Raw genomic sequence first — 23,690 nt, forward strand, 5'->3', positions numbered from 1 at the left:
CATTTTTAGTATCGTTACTTTGAAAAAGTATATGTTGCGATCTATAGTTACTCTGTCCTGGAACAAGCAATTACAATGAGATCTATTCAAAACAATCTTAAAATCCACCCGCCACTAATCTGAATCTACCCCAAGAACTTCCCAAAATCAAACATCCCTTCAAAAAAATACGATCAATAACGTTTACTGCCTGATGGTTGCCATTCAACGCCGTTCTGGTGCCGTACGTCGAATATAATTGTGTCACAACACATTATACAATACATTTGGTTAGCCATATTATAAACAATTAAAGAAAACAAGTCATGAAAACAAGAAGCGGGATACTTGCTATCCTGGCACTTTTTATTGTAGCAATAGGAAGTGCTGCCGAATTACCCAAAATGAATGTTGTTCAGGTGGAAGCCGATAAAGCCTTGCTGGCCTATAGTGCTCCAAAAGCCTCTTCACTCGAAATTACGCTGACCAATCACAACGGCGACATCCTGTATAGTAACCGCACCGACGAGAAGCTCAGCGAATACAAAAAGGTATTTGACCTGTCGGGCATAGGAGACGGAGATTTTTGCCTGAGCGTAAATTTTGGGAACCAAAGCGTAACTCGTAGCATTCATATCAACGGTGAAGACATTACCGTTGGTCCGTCGCAAAATTGCTATGTCCCACGCTTTCATCTCGAAGACAAAACACTGGATATTTCCTTTTTGAACTCCGGAATGAAACAAGTATACCTGAATATATACCGCAACGGCAAATTTGTCGAAGGTGTCAAGCTCGGGCGTGATCTGGCCATTCAGAAACGCCTTGATATGAGCAACCTGAAAAAAGGAGAATACATGATCGTTTTAAGTGAAAAACACAAAGAACATACGTTTATCGCAAAACTATAATAGCTTTTGTTACAGGAAACAGGGGATGGACCAAATTGTCGGGGTGCTCCCCTTTTTTTATGGATAAAAATGAAAACCTGCATATCAATGGGAAACAAAAGCAACAGGATTGTAATTATAGACTGCTTTCCTGACTAACAAGATTAAACGATTGTGGGCGACAACAGTCAAAGTCCAAGTTATTGTTTCACTAACCATATGATTGTGCTGTGCATATACGAATCGAAAATCTGAACAAGGTCTACAAGGGAGGCAGCTACGCGGTTAAAAATCTGAACCTGGAGATCCCCAACGGAATGTTTGGCTTACTGGGCCCCAACGGAGCCGGAAAATCCACCCTTATGCGAATACTGGTTACCCTTATGAAACCAACCAGTGGTAAAGTCTATTTTAACGATTTTGAACTGTCGAAAAACAGAAGACAAATACGTTCGATGCTGGGGTACCTCCCGCAGGATTTCAGTTTCTTTTCAAAATTAAAAACCTACGAATTCCTCGACTATACAGCCCGGCTTTCAGGAATGAAAAACGGGGCAGTTCGCCGCGCTGCGGTAGACCAGATGCTCGAAGAAGTTGGGCTTTTTGAAGCGCGCGACCGGAATGCCAACAAACTTTCGGGAGGTATGAAACGACGCCTGGGAATTGCGCAGGCTCTGATCAACGACCCAAAGGTGATTATTGTGGATGAGCCCACCACCGGGCTCGACCCCGAAGAGCGCATCCGTTTCCGGAACCTGCTTTCGACCATCAGTACGCGCGATGTGATCATCATCCTTTCCACCCACATTGTGGGCGATATTTCGAGCACCTGCGACAACATGGCCCTGCTGAACAAAGGGAAACTGGCCTTTACCGGTTCGCCCGAGCAGCTGATCAAACAAGCCGAAGGCAATGTTTGGCAAATTGAAGCCACCGAACATGAGTACCTTGAGATCAACGAAAAATACCCGGTCATTTCCACCATCCCCATCGACGGAGGATGGGAAGTGCAGGTGGTGGCCAACGACATAAACGGCTACCAGGGAAAACAAATCGCGCCCAACCTCGAACACGCTTACGTTCATTTTATGGAAAACAAACTAGATCAATGGTCAAACGCCTAAAACTGCAACAATGATTTCATTACACAACATATTTTCCATTGCCAAGTACGAACGAAAAACACTGTTCCGCAGCTGGTTTTTCCGCATATTCAGCGTTTTGTCCTTGCTGGTTTTATTTGGAATGAATTTCGGAATGGTGATAGAGGGCGGCGGAAGCGATGGCTGGGCCATCCGCGCCATTCCAAGCGCGATCCCCTATTTTAACCTGTTGATCCTGAACGTGGCACAAGCCATTATTGCGGTTTTCCTGGCCTCCGATTTCCTAAAACGCGATAAAAAACTCGATACCACCGAGGTTATCTACATGCGTTCGATGACCAACGGCGAGTACGTGATCGGAAAAACGCTGGGCAATATGCAGGTTTTCCTGACCCTCAATATTGCGGTGGTGATCATGGCACTTATTTTCAACATGCTAAGCGAAGGAACCGTTGTGAACTGGGCCTCTTACGGGATCTACCTGCTGCTGATCAGTATCCCCACCCTGGTTTTTATTATGGGTCTTTCGTTCCTGCTGATGAGCGTTATCCGTAACCAGGCCATCACTTTTGTTCTGGTGCTCGGTTACATCGGGATAACCCTGTTCCTGATCCAGGCCAAATTTTACTACATATTCGACTACATGGCCTTCAACATTCCGATGCTAAGTTCCGATGTGGTGGGCTTTGGCAACCTGCCCGTAATTCTCGCACACCGCGGAATCTACTTCGGACTGGGAGCCGGGTTTATTTTTCTGACCATATTCTTACTGAAACGATTGCCACAGTCTGAAGGAATGACCTGGTTCTCGCTGATCTTCAGCATAGTCTTTATTGGCGGAGCCGGCTACCTGGCATTTAATCATATCAACTACTTCAAAAATGCCGAAAAAATACGGGCCGAGATAGTAGAGCTCAACGATAAGTACGTGAGTGAACCCATGGTTTCGATTGTGGCCAACACCCTGAATGTAACCCACCAGGGAAAAACGATTGATGTTTCTTCTGAGCTGGTGGTTGCCAACGACACCCGGAAACCCATGGAGAAACTGATTTTCAGCCTCAACGGCGGGTTGAAAATAAATGACCTGAAAATAAACGGAACATCCACACCTTTTTTACGCGACAAACAACTCGTGATCGTTTCAGACAGGGTGAACCTGCAGGCCGGAGACACCGCCAACATTAGCTTTTCCTACTCAGGATCGATTGACGAAACATACTGCTACCTTGACATTGACGAAGAAACCAGGCTGGAAAAATACGGCAAATTTGTATTGAACGTCGACAAACGCTATGCTTTTATCGATCCCAATTTTGTGTTACTCACCAAAGAGGCCAACTGGTATCCCAAAGCCGGTGTTACCTATAGTTCAAAGGACGTTAGCTGGCACCAACCGCAGTTTACCAACTTTGATCTGCGAGTAAAAACAATCCCCGGCTTGCAGGCTATTTCGCAGGGAACCATCCAGGAAATATCGGCCGGAGAGTTCCGTTTCGAAAACGAAAATCCTTTAACACAGGTATCGCTCACCATCGGAAATTACAAGCAAAAAAAGATAGAAGGGAAAGACGTGGAATTTGGCATCTGGTATTTCGACGGGCACGATTATTTCTCGCAGGCATTCCCCGAATCAAAAGATACCATTCCGGCCATTATCAATGAACGTTTTGAAGATTTTATCCGCACTTACAACCTGGAGTTCGGCGCCAAAAGCTTGTCGATTGTAGAAGTTCCCGCGCAGTTTAAAACCTACGAACGCATGTGGACCTCCATCCAGGAGGCGGTTCAACCGGGGCAGGTTTTCCTACCCGAAAAGGGTTTTATGATACGCGAAGCCGATTTTAAGAAGCAAAAAGAATACATGGGGCGCTGGGGAGGCCGTGATGGCGACATGACCGACCAGGACAAAGAAATACGGGTGCTACAAGGATTCCTCCGGAAATTCACTACCGAAACGGAAGAAAACCGCAATTTCAGACGCGGGCAAATGACCATGAATCAGTTTGGAAATCCGTATTTTATTTTCCCGATGCTGTACAATTTCCAAAACAACATTCAGTCTGACAGATGGCCGATTACCAACCGGGTATTTGAAGCTTACCTGAAAAACCAGACCCTGGACATGCGCTCGATTTTTATGAGTAACATGAACGGCGAAAGCGAAGACGTACTCGCCAACATTGCACTTCAGGACGAAACATTTGAGCAAATCCTGGCCGATCCCGATCAGAAAGACATTGTTGACAATGTGATCAAACTAAAAGGCGACGTGCTCTTCTCGATGATTCAGTGGAAAGCCGGACAACAGGAATTCGAGGATTTCCTGCGTAAAGTACTTGCTGAGAATAAATTCAAAAACATCAGTTTTGAAGACTTTGACCGCCGGATCAATGAAGCCTTTGGCATTCAGCTGGTGCCGATCATGGACGACTGGTTCAAGGCACGGGCACTTCCGGGGTACCTAATTGCGCCGGTAAAAGCCGTGAAAGTAAAAAGCGGCGATGCCATGCAAACAATGATCAGTACCAAAATAACCAACTTCTCGGATGTTGAAGGCCTGGTAAAACTGTCGTTCCGCATGGGCGGCGGTGGCGGCAGAGGAGGCTTTGGTCCGCGCGGCGGCGGTGGAAACGACGATGTCATCAACAAACTCGTATTCCTGGAGGCACACCAGACAAAAGAACTAAGTTATCTTTTTGATGGCGAACCAAGAATGGTTATTCTGAATACCATGACTTCGAAAAACGTTCCGCAAACCATGATGGAGGGCTTCCGCGAAATTGAAGAAGATCCCAAAGGAAAACCCGAGGAAAAAGAAATCGTTACCGATGTTCCTGTTCAGCTAAAACAACCCAACGAAACGGTGGTGGACAACGAAGATCCTGAATTCAAAATCACCAGCAATCACCACGTGAGTTTACTGGAAAAAATGATTGTCAAAGAAAAAGAACAAACCCGCCGTTACCAGGGAGTGAACTGGTGGAGGCCGCCAACCAGCTGGACCGCCACTACCAACGATGAGTTTTACGGCGAATACGTTCGTTCGGGCTATTACATCAAAGGCGGCGAAGGCGACCAGGTAGCTACGTGGAATGTTCCGGTGCAAAAAGCCGGCTACTACGACGTTTATTTTCACCTGTATAAAATGCGCCAGCGTGGCCGCGACCGTGGAGAAGACAAAGGAAACTACAATTTTATCATTCACGGAGACGATGGCCCCGAAGAAGTAGCCCTTGATATTCCAAATGCTGAAACGGGGTGGAACCACCTGGGATCGTTCTACTTTTCGCCCGACACAGCGAAAATAGAACTAAGCAACAAAACGCAACTCAGAATGGTGTTTGCTGATGCGGTTAAAATAGTTGAGTTGTAAATCAGGCGACCATGACACCCGCCGGTTGACGATCAGCCGGTTGACGATCATAAAATTACCGGCGCTTTCGCTAAAATGCGGCAGTTTAAAAGATAGAAAACAAAACAAACTTAATAAGATGAAGAAGAGCAAGTTCAAACAATTTCAGAAAACCATTCTTCTGGTAGCCTTCCTGACAACGGGCATTTTTACGGCTCAGGCTCAGGAAGCACTTACACTGGCAAAAGCCTTGAGTATTGCCGAAACCGGCAGCCCCGATCTGCAACAATCACTGCTAAACCTGGAGCGTTATCAAAAGAGCCTGGAAGCACAGCGCGCTGCTCTGAAATCAAGGTTTTCGCTGGAAGTGAACCCGGCAAATTACAGCAAACAACGCCGTTTCGACAACCGTTTTTCAGAATGGTATACCAACGAGAATTTTGAATCAAATACTTTATTCACCATTTCGCAACCCATTCTACCCACCGACGGAACCATCTCTCTTACCAACGAATTCGGGTGGTCGAGCAGTAAATCAACCCTCTCAACCGACGAAAACACAAGCGAGGTCTTCTTTAACAACTTATACCTGAATTTAAATCAGCCACTTTTCACTTACAACCGCTTGAAACTGGAACTGAAGCAGCTGGAACTGAACCTGGAAAATGCCAACATCAGCTATGCCATTCAGCGCCTCAACCTGGAAAAAAATGTGACCCAGTATTTCTACAATGTTTACATGGCCCAGATGAACCTGAGTATTGCCAAGGAAGAGCTGGCCAACACCCAGAAAAGCTACGACATTATTGTTAATAAGGTAACTGCAGGTTTAGCCGCCAAGGAAGAACAATACCAGGCTGAACTGAACCTTTCCACGGCCAAATCAACAGTTCAGAACAATGAAGTAAATTTCGAGAATACCAAAGATCAGCTCAAACTTTACCTCGGAATGGATTTGTACCAGGACATTATGATCCTGGCCGACATCAGCGCCAACCCGGTGAAAGTGGACCTTGATCTCGCTATTCAAAACGGACTCGATTCTAGAATGGAGCTTCGCCAGCGTGAAATTGACGTGGAAAACAGCCAGTTTAATCTGATTGAAACCAAAGCCTTAAATGAATTTAAAGGTGAAATGAACCTGCGTTTTGGGATTACCGGCGACAACAAGGATTTTGGAAACATTTACGAAAACCCGACCAAAAGCCCGTCGGTAGGCGTGAGCTTTAACATCCCGATCTTCGACTGGGGCGAAAAGAAAGCACGGATTGCCGCCGCCGAAGCATCCATCCGCTCGCAGGAATTAAACCTGTCGGAAGAGAAAAAACAGATCATCGTGGATATTCGCCAGGTGTACCGGAACCTGCAAAACCAACTGACGCAGATCGACATTGCCAAACAGAACGAGCGCAATGCACAGCTTACCTACGAAATTAACCTCGAACGTTACGAGAACGGCGACCTTACCGGTATGGATCTGAACTTGTACCAGACACAGCTCTCGGAAAAAAAGATCTCTTACAGCCAGGCGCTTATCAATTACAAGATTGAATTACTCAACCTCAAAATTCAATCCCTGTTTGATTTTGAAAGAGGAGAAAAAATCCTTCCCAATGAACTTTACCTTACACAAGACAAAAAATAACCACTGAAAAACTTAGAAAAATGAAGAATATAAAATTCCTTTACCTAGCTATTATTGTTGCAAGCGCTATTTCGTGTAACAACCAGCCGTCGTCAGAAAGCAGCGATCTGGCCGTACCCGTTTCGGTTGAAACCGTCAAGTTAAAAAGCATTCAGCAATTTATAACCACCACTGGAACAGCGAAAGCAAAGTCGGAGACCGAACTCACCTCGGAAATTGAAGGCGATTATCAGCTTCAGGTAAACCCGAAAACAGGCCGTAAGTTTAAATTGGGCGACCGTGTTGAAAAAGGCCAGGCCATCATCAAATTCGAAAACGAAGAATACCTGAACGGACTGACCATCGACTCCAAAAAACTGAACCTTGAGATTTCGCAGCAGGAATACGAAAAGCAAAAATCGCTGTACGAAAAAGGCGGTGTTACCCTGCGTGAACTAAGAAATTCGGAAGTTTCATCGATCAATGCCCAGTACGAATTCGAACGGGCCCAGATTCAGCTGGCAAAAATGCAGGTGGTGGCACCCTTTGCAGGTGTAGTTGTGGAGCTTCCGTACTACACCGAAGGAGTGCGTGTTTCATCGGGTCAAACCATGGTTAAACTGATGAGCTACGACCAGATGTATGTGGAGATAAATCTTCCGGAAAAAAACATTTCGGAAATACAGGTAGGGCAAAATGTGCTGATTACCAATTACACGCTTACCCAGGACACTTTGCCGGGCCGCGTGACCGAACTGTCGCCGGTGATCAGCGACGAAACCCGCACTTTTGCAGGAAAACTTCAGATCGACAACCCAGAGCTGAAACTTCGCCCGGGAATGTTTATCAAAGCCAACATCATTACCGCCCAAAAAGACAGCGTGGTCGTTATTCCAAAAGATATTATCCTGTCGGGGTCGCGTGGAAAATACGTGTTTGTTGTGGGGCGTAACAGCTCGGCCGACGACCGACGCATTACCACCGGCATCTCGAACCAGGATGAAATTGAGATTGTGGAAGGCCTTGCACCCAACGATCGTTTGATCATCAAAGGATTTGAAACGCTTCGCGACAATTCAAAAGTAAAGGTGATTTTATAATAAAGCCGGAAGCCGGGAACAGGAGGCAGCAGCACTTCCAACTTCATGCTTCCAACTTCTAACTTTATATTATGAAGAAATTAACGCAATTTTCTGTCAACTATCCGGTTACCGTGCTGATGGTAGTGCTGGGGGTAATTCTCCTGGGCTACATTTCGTACGACAAGCTGGGCGTTGACCTTTTTCCCGACCTGAATTCTCCCCGCATTTTTGTGGAAGTGACTTCGGGAGAAAGACCACCCGAAGAAATGGAGAAACAGTTTGTGGAAAACATCGAAGCGCTGGCCATCCGCCAGTCCGATGTTATTCAGGTAACTTCCGTTTCTCGCGTTGGATCGGCCCAGATTACCGTGGAATATGCCTGGAACAAAGACATGGACGAGGCTTTCCTCGACCTGCAAAAAGCACTGAATACACTCACCCAGAATTCGGAAATTGACGAGCTGAAAATTACTCAGCACGATCCCAATACCACCCCGGTTATGACCATCGGGCTGACACACAACGAAATCACCGACATGAACGAGATCCGGAAAGTAGCGGAGAATTACATCCGCAACGAACTGGTACGTCTCGAAGGTGTGGCCGAAGTTGAACTTTCCGGGCAGGAAGAAAGCGAAGTGATTATCGAAACCGATGTTTACCGGCTCGAAGCACAAAACCTGTCGATGGATGAAGTAGCCAACCGCATCCAAAATTTCAACCGAAACGTATCGGGTGGCCGCATTACCGACATGGGAACACAGTACATTGTTAAAGGTGTTTCCATGCTGCAATCGATCGAAGATTTCCAGAACCTGATTGTAGGCTACAAAACCGTGCACAGCCAAACTGCCGGGCAAACACGCTCCAGCAACGAAATGGCGCCGATCTATCTGAAAGACGTGGCAAGTATTCACATCGGCAATAAAAAACCCACCAACATTGTGCACATCAACGGCGAACGTTGTGTTGGATTATCGATCTACAAGGAAACAAAATACAATACCGTAAAATCGGTGGAACAGATCAACGAAGCGCTGGTTTCCATCGAAAAAGCGCTGCCCGGCTACAAACTTACCGTTGTATCCAACCAGGGCCGCTTTATCAGCAGCGCCATTGGCGAGGTGCAGGAAACAGCCCTTATCGGTATTCTGCTGGCTGTATTCATTCTGTTCCTTTTCCTTAGAAGAATCGGAACTACTGTGATTGTGAGTGTGGCCATCCCCATTTCGATCATCGCCACCTTCAACCTGATGTACTTCAACCACCTCACCATCAATATCATGACTTTGGGAGGGCTTGCCCTGGGGGCAGGTATGCTTGTTGACAATGCCATTGTGGTAATGGAGAACATATTCCGAAACCATGAAAACGGGATGAGTGTGCGCGAAGCCGCCATTTTGGGAACTGCACAGGTGGGTGGTGCGATTACCGCATCAACGCTAACCACCATCATTGTTTTCCTGCCGATCGTATACCTGCACGGAGCTTCCGGAGAGTTGTTCAAAGACCAGGCATGGACCGTGGCTTTCTCTTTGCTTTCGTCGCTGGTGGTGGCCATTTTCCTGATCCCGATGATGTACCATCGTTTTTACCGGAACAAAAAAGCACCGTTAAAAGCGAAATCCATTAAAGTGGGAGGCTACGGCCGCTTTCTTCAAAAAATACTGAAAGCCAAATGGCTGGTAATCATCTTCACAACGGTTTCGATCGCTGCCTCTGCCCTGCTGATTCCTTTTATCGGAACAGAGTTTATGCCCAAAACCGAAACCCGGGAACTAACGGTTGAACTGAAGTTACAGGAAGGCACCAAACTGGAACGTACCGAAGCCACTGTAAAAAGCATCGAAAGCATTTTGATGGATTACCTGGGTGATAACCTGGCAACCATTTATTCGCAGGCCGGCCCGTCAAGCGGAATGACCGGCGATGCCAACGCTGTTTTCCAGGGAGAAAACACGGCAGAAATGAAGATCATTCTGAAAGAAGATGCTACGATCAACACCGAAAGCATTGTAAAAACACTGGATAAACTCACTGCCAACATCGAAGGACTCGAACTTAGTTTTACGCAGGAAGAAAGCGCGCTGCAATCCATCCTGGGAACCGAAGATGCTCCGGTAGTAGTGGAAGTTCGGGGGACAGAAATGGATGAAATCGAGAACGTTGTTAACCAGGTAAAAGAAAAAATGTTGGGGATCAACGGTTTGTTCAACATCAAAACTTCGATTGAAGACGGTGCCCCCGAAGTGGAAATCAAAGTTGACAGGATGCGCGCCGGAATGTACGGCATCAACATCGCTACCGTTATCAGCCAGATACAGGAACAGCTGGAAGGAAAAGAAGCGGGCGAGCTGGAACGAAACGGCGAAATGCAGGACATTACCATCAAAGTGCCCGAAAAAGGCATCGACGAAATAAGTTCCTTCCTGATTACTTCGGGCGACCAGGTATTCCGATTGAATGAAATCGCCGATATTTCTTACGGTGTTTCGCCCAAAGAAATCATCCGCAGAAACCAGAACCGGCTTGGAAAAGTAACTGCACAAATGGACAAAGGCATGGCGCTCGACCATGTTTCCAAAGAAATTCGCGAAGCCACTGCCGGTATCGATCTTCAGCCCGACTACCGCATTCTGGTAACCGGCGAAGAGGAAAAAAGACAGGAATCGCTCGACAACCTGGCCTTTGCGCTGCTGCTTTCCATCGTCTTGGTATACATGGTTCTGGCTTCCCAGTTCGAATCGCTGATCCATCCGTTTACCATCCTGCTCACCATACCACTGGCTGTTGTAGGAACGATCCTCATCTTTTTCATACTCGGAAAAACCATCAACATCATGGCCATTATCGGGGTGATCATGCTGGTGGGTATTGCGGTGAATGACTCCATTATTCTGGTGGACCGGATCAACCAGCTGCGAAAAGACGGACTGGACCGCACACAGGCGATCCTTCAGGCGGGGCAGCAACGTATCCGCCCGATCATCATGACCAGTTTGACCACTATCCTGGCCTTGCTTCCGCTTACGGTAGGCTTTGGCGAAAGTGCTTCGCTGCGCTCTCCGATGGCCCTGGCAGTTGTGGGAGGCTTGGTAACATCTACCTTGCTCACGCTGGTGGTGATCCCCTGTGTTTACGATGTGCTGGACAGGGTGCGGGGATTGTTTGTAAAATCGGAAGATACACCAGCAGCTGAAATTGCTGAATAGGTAGATGAATGGAAGAAAGGAACGTCAAAAATGTCTTTCCATAAAAACTTCCGCAAAAAGAAGAAAAATGAAATTCATCATACATAGAAAAATATTCATCAGCATGCTTTTTTTGGGGCTGACCATGCTTGGGTACATCTCCTACAAAAGGCTGCCGGTGGAATTAATGCCCAATGCCGAGCTGCCCATGCTTTTTGTGCAGATCCAGTCGCGCACGCAGGTAGATCCCAAATACATGGAGAACCAGGCTGTGATCCCGATCGAAGGTGCCATTGGTACCATGGAAGGCATTGAAAGCATGGAGTCGTACATCAACAACCAGTCGGCTTCCATTCAGGTTAACTTTAAGCAGAACGTCAACTTTAAATACACCTTCCTGAAACTACAGGAAAAGATTGACCTGGTAAGCGCCAGCCTCGACGACAACTTTGTGGTGGTGGTGAACAAGGTCGACATTGAACAGCTCACCAACCAGTTTATGGAACTGCAAGTGAGAGGAAGTGGCGGCGTTGACCGGGTGCGCAACATAGTTGACCAGGAAGTAACCGCAGAAATGGAAAACGTGGACGGCGTTGCTTCGGTTACGGTTTACGGTGGTAAAGAACGCTCGATTGAGGTAACCTACGATGCCGCTGCCTGCGAAGCCTACGGAATTACACCGGCGCAAATCAGCAGTGCCATTTCGGGGAATTCGCAAAACCGCACATTTGCCGGCTATCTGCACGAATCGGACAAAAAATACTTTGTACATGTTACCGCTGAATACGACAATGTTACGGACATCGAGAACATTGTGGTGGCCGACGGACCTATCTTTTTGAAGGACGTGGCCGATGTGTTCTTTGGCGTAAAAGAGGAAACGTCCATCAGCCGCATTAACGGGCTCGATGCTGTTTCGATGCTGCTTGTCAGCGATTCGCAGGCCAACCTCATCGATTTATCGCACAAGGTGCAGGATCAAATTGCCGCTTTGAATCAGAAGCTGGCATCAAAAGATGTGGAAATAGTGGTACAGACCAACCTGGCCGAAACCATGGAAAACAACATCGACCAGATCATAAACCTGGCGCTGGTGGGTGGGTTGCTGGCTATTTTTGTGCTCTGGATGTTCCTGAAAAACATGCGCATTGTTTCGTTTATCGCCCTGGCAATGCCCATTTCGGTGTTCACCGCCTTCAACCTGTTCTATGCCTTTAATATTTCGCTGAACAGTTTAACACTGGTGGGTTTGGTACTGGCCATTGGGATGCTTCTCGACAACAGCATTGTGGTACTGGAGAATATTTACCGCTTATCGGGGAATAAAATGAGCCCCGAACAATCGGTTACACAGGGAACAAAGGAAGTATGGCGCTCCATTCTCGCGGCCACGCTTACCACCATTACCGTGTTCCTACCCTTTGTATTCTCAACTGACTACATGGTGAAACTACTCGGAAATCACGTGGGCGTTTCCATTATTTCCACCTTGATTGTTTCGTTGTTTGTCGCCTTGCTGCTCATCCCGATGGGCGCTCATTTACTGTTGAAAGGGAAGAAAAAACACAACATCTTTTACGAAAAAGTAACCACTAACAACCGCATCATTCAGATCTATATTTTACTGCTGAAAGCGAGTATGCGTGTTCCGGCAAGAACCATTATCGGTGCGATCGTTCTGTTCTTCCTAACCGTGTTTATTGTGTTGGCCATAAGTGTAAACAACCTGAGTGAAGTGGAAGAAACCCAGTTCTCGGTGTATGTCACCATGCCAACCGGGTCGACACTGGAAGCTACCGACAAAGTGGTGGCCGAAGTGGAAAGCCGTCTGACCGACATCAAGGAAAAGAAAGACCTGATTTCCAAAATTGAAGAAGAGGAAGCCATTCTGACTTTTATTTTGACAGACGACTATAAAGACATTGACGACCGGACCATTGCCGAGATCAAGAAAGATGTGGAAGACCGTGTAAAAAATATTTCGCAGGCAGAAATCAGCCTCGAAGCACCTGCTTCCAGCTCCAGTTTCCGCGGTGGCGGAGGTGGCGGCGGACGTTCAGGTTCGCAGGGGTTTGCCCAGTTTATGGGGATCGGCAGCAACCAGGAACGCATCGTTATTAAAGGTGAAAACTTCGAGGTAATGAAAGGCGTGGCCGAAGACCTGCTGTATTACATCGAAGACCTCGAATCGATCCGCAGGGCCAGTATCAGTGTATCGCGTAACCGGCCGGAGGTACACCTTTATTTCAACCAGCTTTTGCTCACCGAGTACGGTGTTACTTTGAACAACATTGCCTCTGACTTGCGCACATTTACCCGCGAATTTACGTCGGGCGTGAATTTCAAACAAGGCACCGAGGAATACGAAATTGTGATAAAGGAAAAACTCCCGGAGGGAGAGGAAGAAGATAACTCCGAAAAAGGCATGGAAGATCTGCGTCGTCTTTCCATCAGTAATAACCAAGGAGCAACCTACGAATTGCAGGATTTGGCCGACTTGGTGTACGCCCAAGGGATGGCACGGATAACGCGTGTTAACCAGGAAAAACAAATTGAACTGAATTACCGCTTTATCAACGAGGCAGAAGATTCAAAAGACCTGCTGGAAGCTTACCGTTTGGAGGTTGACGATATCATCAGTTCCTACAAATTGCCCTCGGGCGTTGCGGTACAGGTAATTCACGAAGAAGACCAGTATGCCGAGTTCAAATTCCTGATTGCGGCGGCATTTATATTGATCCTGATGATTCTGGCCTCGGTTTTCGAATCGCTTTCCACACCGTTTGTGCTGATGTTTTCGATTCCGCTGGCAGCAATCGGCTCCTTCCTGGCACTGATTTTTACCGGGAATAGTTTGTTTAACGCAAATACTTTAATGGGATTTATTATCCTGATTGGGGTGGTGGTCAACAACGGTATTATCCTCATCGATTACACCAATATTCTTCGAAAACGGGGCTTCCGGAAGTCGCGCGCGTTAATGGCCGCCGGGCTTTCGCGCGTTCGCCCGATCCTGATCACTGCCATTACTACCATTGTAGCTTTGTTCCCGCTGGCAATGGGCCAGGCGGAATACGTAGGTGCCATCGGCGCTCCGTTTGCCATTACCGTAATCGGCGGCTTATCGCTTAGCACATTGCTTACGCTTGTTTTCATCCCAACGCTTTATGCCGGGCTGGAGAACTCGCTGAACTGGATAAAGTCGCTGCACTGGGGCCTTAAAGCCGGAATGCTCACGATTTTCATAATTGGCTCGGTATTGATCTACCTGAAGGTAGACAGCTTTATCTGGCAGTTGCTCGATTTTATGTTGCTTATCATTCTGGTACCCGGCATCGTTGCTTTTGTAATGACCAGCCTCCGCCAGGCCAACGAAAAAGTGATCGACGAAAACGAACCAATCCGCATCAAAGTCCAAAAGCTGGTAAAAATCTACGACCGCGATTCACGTTTTGTGCGCGAATGGAAATCGGGCATCAAAATCAGGGAACGTGCCGGATTAACACGCGACTACAAAAGGTTGCGCGATTTCTACGACATGGTTTGGCAGTTACCGCTGTTCGGGTTCCTCGTCTATTTCACGTTCTTTTACCTCGCAAGTAATCTTTGGATGTGGATCCTTTCCCACGCCGTATTTTTCTTCCTGTTGTCGCTGCGAATACCGGTTCAACAGGTACTCATAAACAGACACGAAGCAACGGGGAAAAACTTCTACCTGAAATTAAATAAATGGATCTACAACCTGATCTACTGGGCTGTTCCGGCTGTTTTCCTGTTTATCTTTTACCGGAACTGGGACAACCTCGGCATGGTGATTTTCGTAGCCATCATTTGGTACATCCTGCTGATCATTTACAGTTCGGCCGAGTACATTCAAAAAAAGAACCTGAACATTGCCCGTATCGAAGGCCGTTTAAGTGTTCTGCGCCGTGGTTATTTCACCTTGATTCGTCAAATACCGGTTGTTGGTAAACGCAAGAAGCCTTTCCGGGCATTGAACGGAGTTTCTCTTGAAATAAAAACCGGTATGTTTGGTTTGCTGGGGCCCAACGGCGCCGGTAAATCCACCATGATGCGGATTATCACCGGTATTCTGGAACAGAGTTACGGGAAGATCTGGATCAACGGGCTCGACACACAAAAATACCGCGAAGAACTGCAGGGCCTGATCGGTTATCTGCCACAGGCTTTCGGAACGTACGAAAACATGTCGGCCTGGGAATTCCTCGATTACCAGGCGATTCTGAAAGGCATTAAAGATACCAAAACGCGAAACGAGCGCTTAGAATACGTACTGAAAAACGTGCATATGTACGAACGCCGAAACGATAAGATCGGATCTTTCTCGGGGGGTATGAAACAACGAATCGGGATTGCCCAAATATTACTGAACCTACCGCGGATACTGGTTGTGGATGAACCTACTGCCGGTCTCGACCCGCGCGAACGCATCCGTTTCCGAAACCTGCTGGTGGAACTCAGCCGCGAACGGATCGTGATTTTTTCCACCCACATTATCGAAGACATTTCGAGCTCGTGTAACCAGGTAGCCGTTATTAACCGCGGTAACCTCAAATATTTTGGGACACCTACCGACATGGTAAACATGGGGAACAACTTTGTGTGGCAGTTCTCGATTCCGGCGAAGGAATTCGACAACATGGCCAACAAACAACTCATTGTGCACCACATGCGTGACGGTGAGAACATCAAAGTCCGCTGTTTGGCCAAGGAAAAACCAACACCCGATGCCGTAAATGTTCTGCCCCACCTCGAAGATGCTTATTTGTGCTTACTTAAAGATTTTGTTTAAAATGGCTGCAAAACTCGACATAAAAAACAGGCTTTTTATCCTGATCAAAATGATCCGCTACAACCTGAAGATCATTTTTGCCAATCGTTTTATCTGGTTTCTGGTGGCAGCACTGGCCTTTTTCCTTTTTGTGGCGGTACAGGTTGTGCTCAACAACAATACCATTACCGACGGAACGGTTTACGAATTGCTCATCTTTCCTGGAATATTGCTGATCTTCTATCCATCGGTTTTTGGCATCCAAAACGACGACGACTCACGCATGCTCGAAATACTGTTTGGAATACCCAACTACCGGTACAAAGTTTGGCTGGTCCGGCTGGTTATGATCTATGTACTGGTGTTTATCATTATTGTTTTGTTCTCGGAAATCGCTTCGATTCTGCTGTACCAAGTCAATATCCTGGAAATGTCGTACCAGCTCATGTATCCCATTGTATTCCTGGGTTCCATGGCTTTTATGTTTTCCACACTGATCAAAAACGGAAACGGTACAGCTGTCACCATGGTTCTTATCGGTGTGGCCTTACTTATATTGCAGGACACCATCCAAAACACGCAATGGAACCCGTTTCTGAATCCTTTTGAAATTCCGAATAACAGAAACGAAGTGATCTGGGAAGGTATTATCCGCAAAAACCGCATCTTCTTAGGGATCGGAATGCTGGTATTTATCCTTTACGGGTTGTTTAATCTGCAAAAGAGGGAGAGGTTTGTATAGTTTGGAACCCATACTTTTACACTTTTCCATTCAATAAACAAGAGGGCAGACTCCCACAACCGGAGTCTGCCCTCTTGCTATTATTTTCCAGCGAATAGTAAAACGTCAGTTATTTCTCTTTCAGAATTATTTTATCCCCCAGTTACGGTTGGCTTTTGGCCCCATTTCAAACACCAGCTTACCACCTTTTTCAATGGCCTCATGCGAAATCCACGGAGCATCCAGTGTTTCTCCATTCAAAGTAGCCGACTGAATGTATTTGTTCTCATCCGACGCATGGTGGGCCTCTATCGTAAAAGTTTTTCCGTTGCCTAAATCAAGCGAAACATTGGTAAACATGGGGCTTCCAATACTGTACTCCGGCATTCCCGGGGTAACCGGATAAAAACCCATGGCAGAAAATACCACAAACGACGACATACCTCCACCGTCTTCATCACCCGGCACACCCATCAAATCGTTTCTAAACCATTCTTTCAGCAGCTTTCTGATTACTTTTTGAGTTCGCCAGGGCTGTCCGGCATAGTTATACAAATAAGGAATATGCAACGAAGGCTCGTTGGCCATCGAAAACTGCCCCACGTTTCCGGTATGGTCGGGCAACTGCGCATAAAATGCGTACTTGCTTCTGCCCAGCGATTCCAGGAACATGCCGTCAAGGTCTTTCACAAATGCATCGTTACCTCCCATTAAACTAATCAGGTCAGGAATATTGTGCTGAACATCCCAGCGGTAAATCCATGCATTGTTCTCTCCGTAGTAATTACGGGCTCCCATTCCACCCGAGAACTTATAATCGAAGGGTTCGATAAATTTCCCTTCCTTGTCTTTTGGGTGAAAGAATTTTGTTTTCTCGTTGAACAGGTTCCGGTAGTTGTAAGAAGCTTTCTTAAAATAAGCAGCATCCTCTTTTTGTCCCAGCTCTTCTGCTATTTGCGACAAGCACCACTCGTCGTACGATGTACCAAGTGTTACGGCCACCGGCTGACGGCTTTCAAAAGAATGCACTTCGGGTATCGTTTCTTTCTCGCCATCGTACAAAGCCGGAATATAACCGTGGTCCTTGTAAAACTGATCCAGTTCTCCGGCGGGTTTTCCCGACCAGGGTGCCAGTGTTTTTTCTGTAATCGCACCTTTACAAGCCAGATAAGCTTTTTCAAGGTCGAAGTTTTTCAAGCCTTTTCGGTGAGCGTCTATTACCGACGCCACTCCGTGATTGGAATTCATACGCCGGCTGTCGCCCGTAATCTCAGGGAAAGTAGGCCACCAGAAATGTTCCATCTGTTCCGACATCAATACAAATGAGTTCAGAATGTCTTCTTCCTTCGCGGGATCAATCAAAATCCGAAGTGGATGATGGGCGCGATAAGAATCCCAAATCCAGTCGTCGGTATAAAACGGACGTCCATTATCATCGTGTACTTTCCCATCAAAAGCACTGTAATAGCGGTCTCCTTCCGAAATACAAACCGGACGCTCGAAACAGCGATACAACGAAGTGTAAAACACGGCTTTCTCGTCATCGGTTCCGCCTTCTATTTTAATTTTCCCCAATTCCCGGTTCCATATCTCCCGGCCAATTTCCTGAAGTTCTGCAACTGATTTCCCATTCACCTCGCGCTCCAGGTTGGCTTTTGCCTGTGCCTCGTCAATAAATGAAATACCGTACCTTACTCCCAGTTTTTTTGTCCCCGCCGGATAATTCAGCACCAAACAGGCATTCCGGCCTTCGGCCCTGGTGCTTTCCTCCAGTTTACGATCAAATAATTTTGAAACCTTTTGCGGAGCTGCATCCGGAACCAGATAAACATACACTTTGGTGTTGCTCCCGATTGTCTGATAACCGCTTAAAGCCTTGCCATCCCAGCTTAAACTTCCATTGCCCGAACTCAGTACCAGGTATGCCGGAGCATTGTTCTCAAACTCAATATCGTAAGCAGCCGACTGATGCGACAGGCCAAAATCAACCTGAATTTGCTGCTCATCCAGGTAAACAGAATAGGAATAGGGAGTTAATCTCTCCTGGTCGTAGCGAAAATTGATTACCGGCCTTAAATCACTTTCTTCTCCCTGAAACGGACTTAAACGAAAGGCTGAACTCCCACGGTGACTGGTAACCACCAGCGGCAATGCGTGTATTTCAACACCGGTATAATCGCCGCGCTCGGGGTACACCCGCAGCAAACTGTTGGGTAAATGAATGGTCGGAAAGGTAGGAACCAGCAAATGACTAATATTTCCCATGTAGGGATTTACATGGTCAACCGGTTTTTTATCCTCTTTGCTATATCCTTTTTGTGGGATAAAGCCGACAGTAAAAAAGGCAATAACAATTGCCAGCAGGTTTAATTTGAATGTAGAATTCATTACAATGATTTTGATAATTTGACTTTACAAACAGATTTAGGTTAAAGAAAAGAGCCCCAGTTCTAAGAAGCAGGTTTCATTTGAATACGTAAAAATAGTCAATTTTAATTGTCAGTAAATTCGATCGCTTAACAACAAACATCGTCACCAATAAATTATCTTACCTTTGCACCGCAAAATTGAATACGATGGAAAGAAGAGATGTGGAAATAATGGCGCCGGTGGGTTCGTACGAATCGCTGATGGCCGCCATACAGGGTGGTGCCGGATCGGTGTATTTTGGAGTGGAACACCTGAATATGCGCTCGCGGTCGGCCAATAATTTTACGCTCGACGATCTGCGGAAAATCGTGGAGATTGCCTCCGTTTACAAGGTGAAAACTTACCTCACATTAAATGTGGAAATCTTTGACGGCGAAATGCAACAAATGCACGGAGTGCTGGATGCAGCCAAAGAAGCCGGTGTTTCGGCGGTTATCGCTGCCGATATTTCCGTTATTCAATATGCACGTTCTATCAACCTTGAAGTACATGTTTCCACACAGGTAAACATCACCAACGTTGAGGCAGTGAAATTCTACTCCAATTTTGCCGATGTGATGGTACTGGCGCGCGAAATGAACCTGGGCCGGGTTTGGGAAATAAGCAACCAGATTAAAGAGCAAGAGATAAAAGGGCCCAACGGCGAGCTCGTAAAAATTGAAATGTTTGTGCACGGTGCACTGTGCATGGCTACCAGCGGCAAGTGCTACCTGAGTTTGCACGAAATGAACTCCTCGGCCAACCGCGGTGCCTGCCTGCAAACCTGCCGGCGTGCCTACACGGTTACCGACAAGGAAACCGGCGCTGAACTGGAGATCGACAACGAGTACATCATGTCGCCCAAAGACCTGAAAACCATCCATTTTCTGAATAAAATACTTGATGCGGGTGTTTCGGTACTGAAAATTGAAGGCCGGGCCCGTTCTGCCGAATATGTAAAAACGGTGGTGCAATGCTACCGCGAAGCTGTGGATGCCTATTTCGATGAATCGTTTACCGACGAGAAAGTAGAGAACTGGAACGAACGCCTGGCTTCTGTCTTTAACCGCGGTTTTTGGGATGGCTATTACCTCGGACAACGTTTGGGCGAATGGAGCCACAACTACGGGTCGCGAGCCACCAAACGAAAGCTTTACATTGGGAAAGTAACCAACTATTTCAAAAAAATTGGCGTGGCCGAGTTTAAACTCGAAACCAACAGCCTGAAAGTGGGCGAAGAAATAATTGTTACAGGGCCAACTACGGGAGTTTACCAGGGCGAGATCAGCGAAATACGCTTCGAGCTGGAATCGGTTCAGGAAGGCCTAAAAGGACAGCGTATCTCCGTTCCGGTGGATACCATTCTGAGAAGGGCGGATAAACTCTTTAAAGTGGTTGATGCTAAAGAAGTAAGAGAACGCCGGTAGTAATTCGCTCCTATTCTTTTCTTTTTAATAAAAACAACTTAATTTAACGGTTGTTATTATGCGCATTATGGCCCGAATCCAAATCATTATTGTTCTCTTACTCTCGTTACTTGCCGGAGGAAATGCATCGGCCCAGTTAATGGGTTTCAGGTTTGCACTTAACTCGGGGCTTTTGGTCTCCGAGTTTGGTAAATCAGATGTTCCGCACCCAAATGCAATTGCTCTTACACCGGCCACTGCCAAAGAAACATTTACACCTCAGCCTGCGATGGGTGCCGAAGTCGAAATTTTGTTTCAGATATCGGAAAGCACTTTTTTTGGGATTGAACTGGATTACACACACTTAAAAGGTTACAACGACAATCCTCCCTGGTATAATTACTACCTCACTTCGTATTTTAAGGAATACCAGTCGGTAGACTACGTGCATGCCCCCATAAAGTACAATACTACTTTATTGAACCTGGCGGTGAATTATAAATACTTCTTTTTCAGGGAAAAGGTATTTCATCCTTTTGTTAAACTCACAGGAGTTGTCGCCTTGGTTGGAACCGATTTTTCTTACAAAGAGTTACCTGAGGCCAACCTGGAATCAGATATTTTATATGCCCGTGGTACTTCCAACAGCAATTTAAAAAAGTGGCCCACTTTTCATTTTGGTGGCGGAATCGGCTTTAGCTACGACCTCTCCGATCGCCTGGCTTTTCAAATCGACGGAACAGTAACGGCCCTGAATTCCGGAATTATAAACGGGGTTCCCAACTTTACTTATGTCCGCGAAAAAGGTGAAGACATTCTGCGTTACAACCGCCACATTTCGCTAACGGCCCAGGTGAGCGCGGGAATCGCCTATACATTCGAAGTAAATACTGGAGGAAAAGGCCCAGGTGGCCGGATAGATCCCAACTTCCCCTTCTACCGGAAAAAACACTAAGCAAAACTCTTTTCTTATACCTGTTTAAAACGGCTGGTCAATCTTTTACCCCGGTTTGCCTATGCTGAATAAAATTTAAGGCAGGTAATACCACATCATTTTCCAAATGCAGTGCAGTCAATCTTTTTCCGGTTATTACAAGTATTGTATTTTTGCACCGTGTTTCCAAAGAGTTCCTGCGTGGCAATTGAGTTATCTGAGCAAAGAGTGTTAGATTTGCCTTCAAAGTCAACTCATATTTTTATAATTGAAAAAAACATTGAATTCAGTGCCTAATTGTCTTTATTTAAGACTCATGTAATTCGACTACAGATAAACCTGACAGTAAATGACTAATTCTTCAGACCGAAATTTAATCCAGGGAATAAGAAAAGGTGACATCGATTCATTTCGGAAACTTTTTGATGAAAAGTATTCTCTGTTTTATGTTTTCATAGAGGGGTTGGTAAAAGATTCGGTGTGGGCAGAAGACATTACGCAGAATATTTTTTTAAAGGTTTGGGTGAACCGGGCAAAGCTAAACCCAGAACAATCAATACACAGTTATCTGTATGTACTCGCAAGAAACGAGGTTCGGGATCATTTCAGGCTTAAATCAAATATGTCGCACCAATCAGTGCAGGAAAATCACCAGGTTTATTCGGAAGATTTTGCCGGGCAAATGGATGCGCAAACAATAAGTGATCAAATTGATAAAATAGTATTGCAAATGCCGGAGCAGCGTCAAAAAGTATTTGTTTTAAGCCGGAAAGAAATGCTGTCGAACAAGGAAATTGCCCATAAATTAAACCTGTCGGTGCGAACTGTTGAACGCCATATTTTTCTGGCAATGAAAGAAATAAAGCGCCGCTTACCTGCCAGTTATAATTTGCTGTTGCTCTTAATTCTTTTGAAATCTTAAAAAAAGTGAATTTTAGGTTGCGTAGTCATCCTTTCTGATTCGTTCTATTAGTGTACTCGCTATTCAGAGTACGCAGTTAGAACGTTATGACAAAAACGCAGTTACAAGATTATTTTTACAACCGTTGCTCACCGCAGCAAGCAAAAGAAGTGGAACAATGGCTGGCCAGCATCGAAGATGGCGATTCCAATGACGTGTTACTTCGTGAGTTATTGGCCGGGATCAAGGTAGAAAAGAACGACCACCTGGTGAATCAGGCTTTTGACAAGTTTTTGAGCAAAGTTCAACCTACTGAGAAACAAAAGTCTCAGAGCAGGTCTTTTGTTCGCAAAATGGGTTGGTTGTATCGTGCAGCGGCGGCCGTGCTCTTTATACCGATATTAACGGCAGCCATCTTCTTCTACCTGCAGAAAAATCAGCCAACAGAATGGGTCGAAGCATACGTTCCGTATGGGCAAAGCAAAATGGTTTCGTTGCCGGATAGCTCAAAAATATGGCTCAATGCCGGCACCAAACTGATATATCCCAAAGAATTCAATAATTCCTATCGCCAGGTATATGTTGACGGCGAAGCATATGCCGAGATCACCAAAGATAAAAGCCGGCCATTTGTAATGTCGGCCGGCGAAGTATCAGTCGAAGTTTTAGGGACCCGGTTCAACCTTAAATCGTACAGCGAAGACTCGTACATTGCCGTGTCGTTGCTGGAAGGAGCGGTTAGAATGAATACCACTTTCAACAATGAAACCGAAGCAACGGTACTAAAGCCCGGAGAGAGCGTTAAATTCTCAAAAAATACTGGTAAACTGGCCTTAAGTGAGTTTTTAGTGAGCGAAGAAAGTCTCTGGCACAGCGGCAATGGCTTTTTCTTTATCAACGAACCCCTTGACGAAATTGCACTTTCTCTTGAACGCTATTTCAACGTAAGGATAAACATCGAAAATGAGTCGTTAAAAAAGGAGCACTATTATTCTGTATTTGTGAACAATGAAAGTTTAGATGACATACTATCTGCCCTGAATGCCAGCGGGAAAATGAAAATCCGCACCAATGCAAACTCCATTTATATATACTAAACATAAAAAATACAAAACAAAGTTTAACCAAAACAATGCCTTGCCAATGAATTCAAGTTAATAAACAAAAGGCGGAGAGGCTCTTACATTCCCCGCCCTTAAGAGAATTTTAGTTTACTCGTATTAAACCAAAAAACATTAACAATATATGTATTTAAAATCAAACAATCTCAATCTGTGTCGAAGCAGACTGAGGAAATTAATAA

Annotated in this window: 13 protein-coding genes; 12 read left to right on the top strand and 1 reads right to left on the bottom strand. The window is 45.9% G+C overall.

All coding sequences use genetic code 11. The features are described from left to right. Positions 1 to 305: 305 nt before the first annotated feature. The 8 genes from INQ51_RS05330 to INQ51_RS05365 all read left to right on the top strand — a co-directional run bounded on the left by INQ51_RS05330 (position 306) and on the right by INQ51_RS05365 (position 16,758). Positions 306 to 890: a hypothetical protein gene (locus INQ51_RS05330; RefSeq protein ID WP_233376842.1), complete on the top strand. Its 585-nt coding sequence runs from the start codon at positions 306 to 308 to the stop codon at positions 888 to 890. 209 nt (positions 891 to 1,099) lie between these two features. Next, positions 1,100 to 1,993, top strand: a complete 894-nt coding sequence (locus INQ51_RS05335) for an ABC transporter ATP-binding protein (RefSeq protein WP_233376843.1) — start codon at positions 1,100 to 1,102, stop codon at positions 1,991 to 1,993. A 10-nt stretch (positions 1,994 to 2,003) separates the two neighbouring features. Next, positions 2,004 to 5,348 (top strand): M1 family aminopeptidase, encoded by a 3,345-nt coding sequence (locus tag INQ51_RS05340; protein ID WP_233376844.1) that lies wholly within the window; start codon positions 2,004 to 2,006, stop codon positions 5,346 to 5,348. Positions 5,349 to 5,466: 118 nt separating this feature from the next. Further along, positions 5,467 to 6,972, top strand: a complete 1,506-nt coding sequence (locus INQ51_RS05345; protein ID WP_233376845.1) for a TolC family protein — start codon at positions 5,467 to 5,469, stop codon at positions 6,970 to 6,972. A gap of 20 nt (positions 6,973 to 6,992) precedes the next feature. Continuing rightward, the gene (locus tag INQ51_RS05350) at positions 6,993 to 8,051 is read left to right on the top strand and encodes an efflux RND transporter periplasmic adaptor subunit (protein WP_233376846.1); all 1,059 of its coding nucleotides are present in this window, start codon (positions 6,993 to 6,995) and stop codon (positions 8,049 to 8,051) included. A gap of 71 nt (positions 8,052 to 8,122) precedes the next feature. Then, positions 8,123 to 11,245 carry an efflux RND transporter permease subunit gene (locus INQ51_RS05355; protein ID WP_233376847.1) on the top strand — a complete coding sequence of 1,041 codons (3,123 nt, stop codon included), beginning with the start codon at positions 8,123 to 8,125 and terminating at the stop codon, positions 11,243 to 11,245. A 67-nt stretch (positions 11,246 to 11,312) separates the two neighbouring features. Then, the gene (locus INQ51_RS05360; RefSeq protein WP_233376848.1) at positions 11,313 to 16,037 is read left to right on the top strand and encodes an efflux RND transporter permease subunit; all 4,725 of its coding nucleotides are present in this window, start codon (positions 11,313 to 11,315) and stop codon (positions 16,035 to 16,037) included. A gap of 1 nt (position 16,038) precedes the next feature. Beyond that, positions 16,039 to 16,758, top strand: a complete 720-nt coding sequence (locus INQ51_RS05365; protein ID WP_233376849.1) for a hypothetical protein — start codon at positions 16,039 to 16,041, stop codon at positions 16,756 to 16,758. A 126-nt stretch (positions 16,759 to 16,884) separates the two neighbouring features. Here the strand turns inward: INQ51_RS05365 and INQ51_RS05370 are convergent, their stop codons facing one another. Then, on the bottom strand, positions 16,885 to 19,125 hold the full coding sequence (locus tag INQ51_RS05370) for a GH92 family glycosyl hydrolase (RefSeq protein WP_233376850.1): 2,241 nt from the start codon (positions 19,123 to 19,125) through the stop codon (positions 16,885 to 16,887). A gap of 188 nt (positions 19,126 to 19,313) precedes the next feature. Between INQ51_RS05370 and INQ51_RS05375 the strand changes: the two genes are divergently transcribed. The 4 genes from INQ51_RS05375 (at position 19,314) to INQ51_RS05390 (ending at position 23,484) form a co-directional block, all read left to right on the top strand. After that, positions 19,314 to 20,573, top strand: coding sequence for a peptidase U32 family protein (locus INQ51_RS05375; RefSeq protein ID WP_233376851.1), 1,260 nt, complete (start codon positions 19,314 to 19,316; stop codon positions 20,571 to 20,573). A 67-nt stretch (positions 20,574 to 20,640) separates the two neighbouring features. Further along, positions 20,641 to 21,507, top strand: coding sequence for a hypothetical protein (locus INQ51_RS05380; protein ID WP_233376852.1), 867 nt, complete (start codon positions 20,641 to 20,643; stop codon positions 21,505 to 21,507). A gap of 328 nt (positions 21,508 to 21,835) precedes the next feature. Further along, a complete protein-coding gene (locus INQ51_RS05385; protein WP_233376853.1) occupies positions 21,836 to 22,408 on the top strand; it encodes an RNA polymerase sigma-70 factor in 573 nt (190 codons plus the stop codon). A gap of 86 nt (positions 22,409 to 22,494) precedes the next feature. After that, positions 22,495 to 23,484, top strand: coding sequence for a FecR family protein (locus INQ51_RS05390; protein WP_233376854.1), 990 nt, complete (start codon positions 22,495 to 22,497; stop codon positions 23,482 to 23,484). Positions 23,485 to 23,690 lie beyond the last annotated feature (206 nt).

Origin of the sequence: Maribellus sp. CM-23 (assembly GCF_021354595.1) — a bacterium.
Taxonomy (GTDB): Bacteria; Bacteroidota; Bacteroidia; order Bacteroidales; family Prolixibacteraceae; genus Draconibacterium.

Bases quoted from the DNA above. Each gene is read 5' to 3' on its own strand.
- INQ51_RS05390 (WP_233376854.1), top strand. From the start codon at position 22,495: ATGACAAAAACGCAGTTACAAGATTATTTTTACAACCGTTGCTCACCG.
- INQ51_RS05330 (WP_233376842.1), top strand. From the start codon at position 306: ATGAAAACAAGAAGCGGGATACTTGCTATCCTGGCACTTTTTATTGTA.
- INQ51_RS05355 (WP_233376847.1), top strand. From the start codon at position 8,123: ATGAAGAAATTAACGCAATTTTCTGTCAACTATCCGGTTACCGTGCTG.
- INQ51_RS05370 (WP_233376850.1), bottom strand. From the start codon at position 19,125: ATGAATTCTACATTCAAATTAAACCTGCTGGCAATTGTTATTGCCTTT.
- INQ51_RS05365 (WP_233376849.1), top strand. From the start codon at position 16,039: ATGGCTGCAAAACTCGACATAAAAAACAGGCTTTTTATCCTGATCAAA.
- INQ51_RS05350 (WP_233376846.1), top strand. From the start codon at position 6,993: ATGAAGAATATAAAATTCCTTTACCTAGCTATTATTGTTGCAAGCGCT.
- INQ51_RS05380 (WP_233376852.1), top strand. From the start codon at position 20,641: ATGGCCCGAATCCAAATCATTATTGTTCTCTTACTCTCGTTACTTGCC.
- INQ51_RS05360 (WP_233376848.1), top strand. From the start codon at position 11,313: ATGAAATTCATCATACATAGAAAAATATTCATCAGCATGCTTTTTTTG.
- INQ51_RS05340 (WP_233376844.1), top strand. From the start codon at position 2,004: ATGATTTCATTACACAACATATTTTCCATTGCCAAGTACGAACGAAAA.
- INQ51_RS05345 (WP_233376845.1), top strand. From the start codon at position 5,467: ATGAAGAAGAGCAAGTTCAAACAATTTCAGAAAACCATTCTTCTGGTA.
- INQ51_RS05385 (WP_233376853.1), top strand. From the start codon at position 21,836: ATGACTAATTCTTCAGACCGAAATTTAATCCAGGGAATAAGAAAAGGT.
- INQ51_RS05375 (WP_233376851.1), top strand. From the start codon at position 19,314: ATGGAAAGAAGAGATGTGGAAATAATGGCGCCGGTGGGTTCGTACGAA.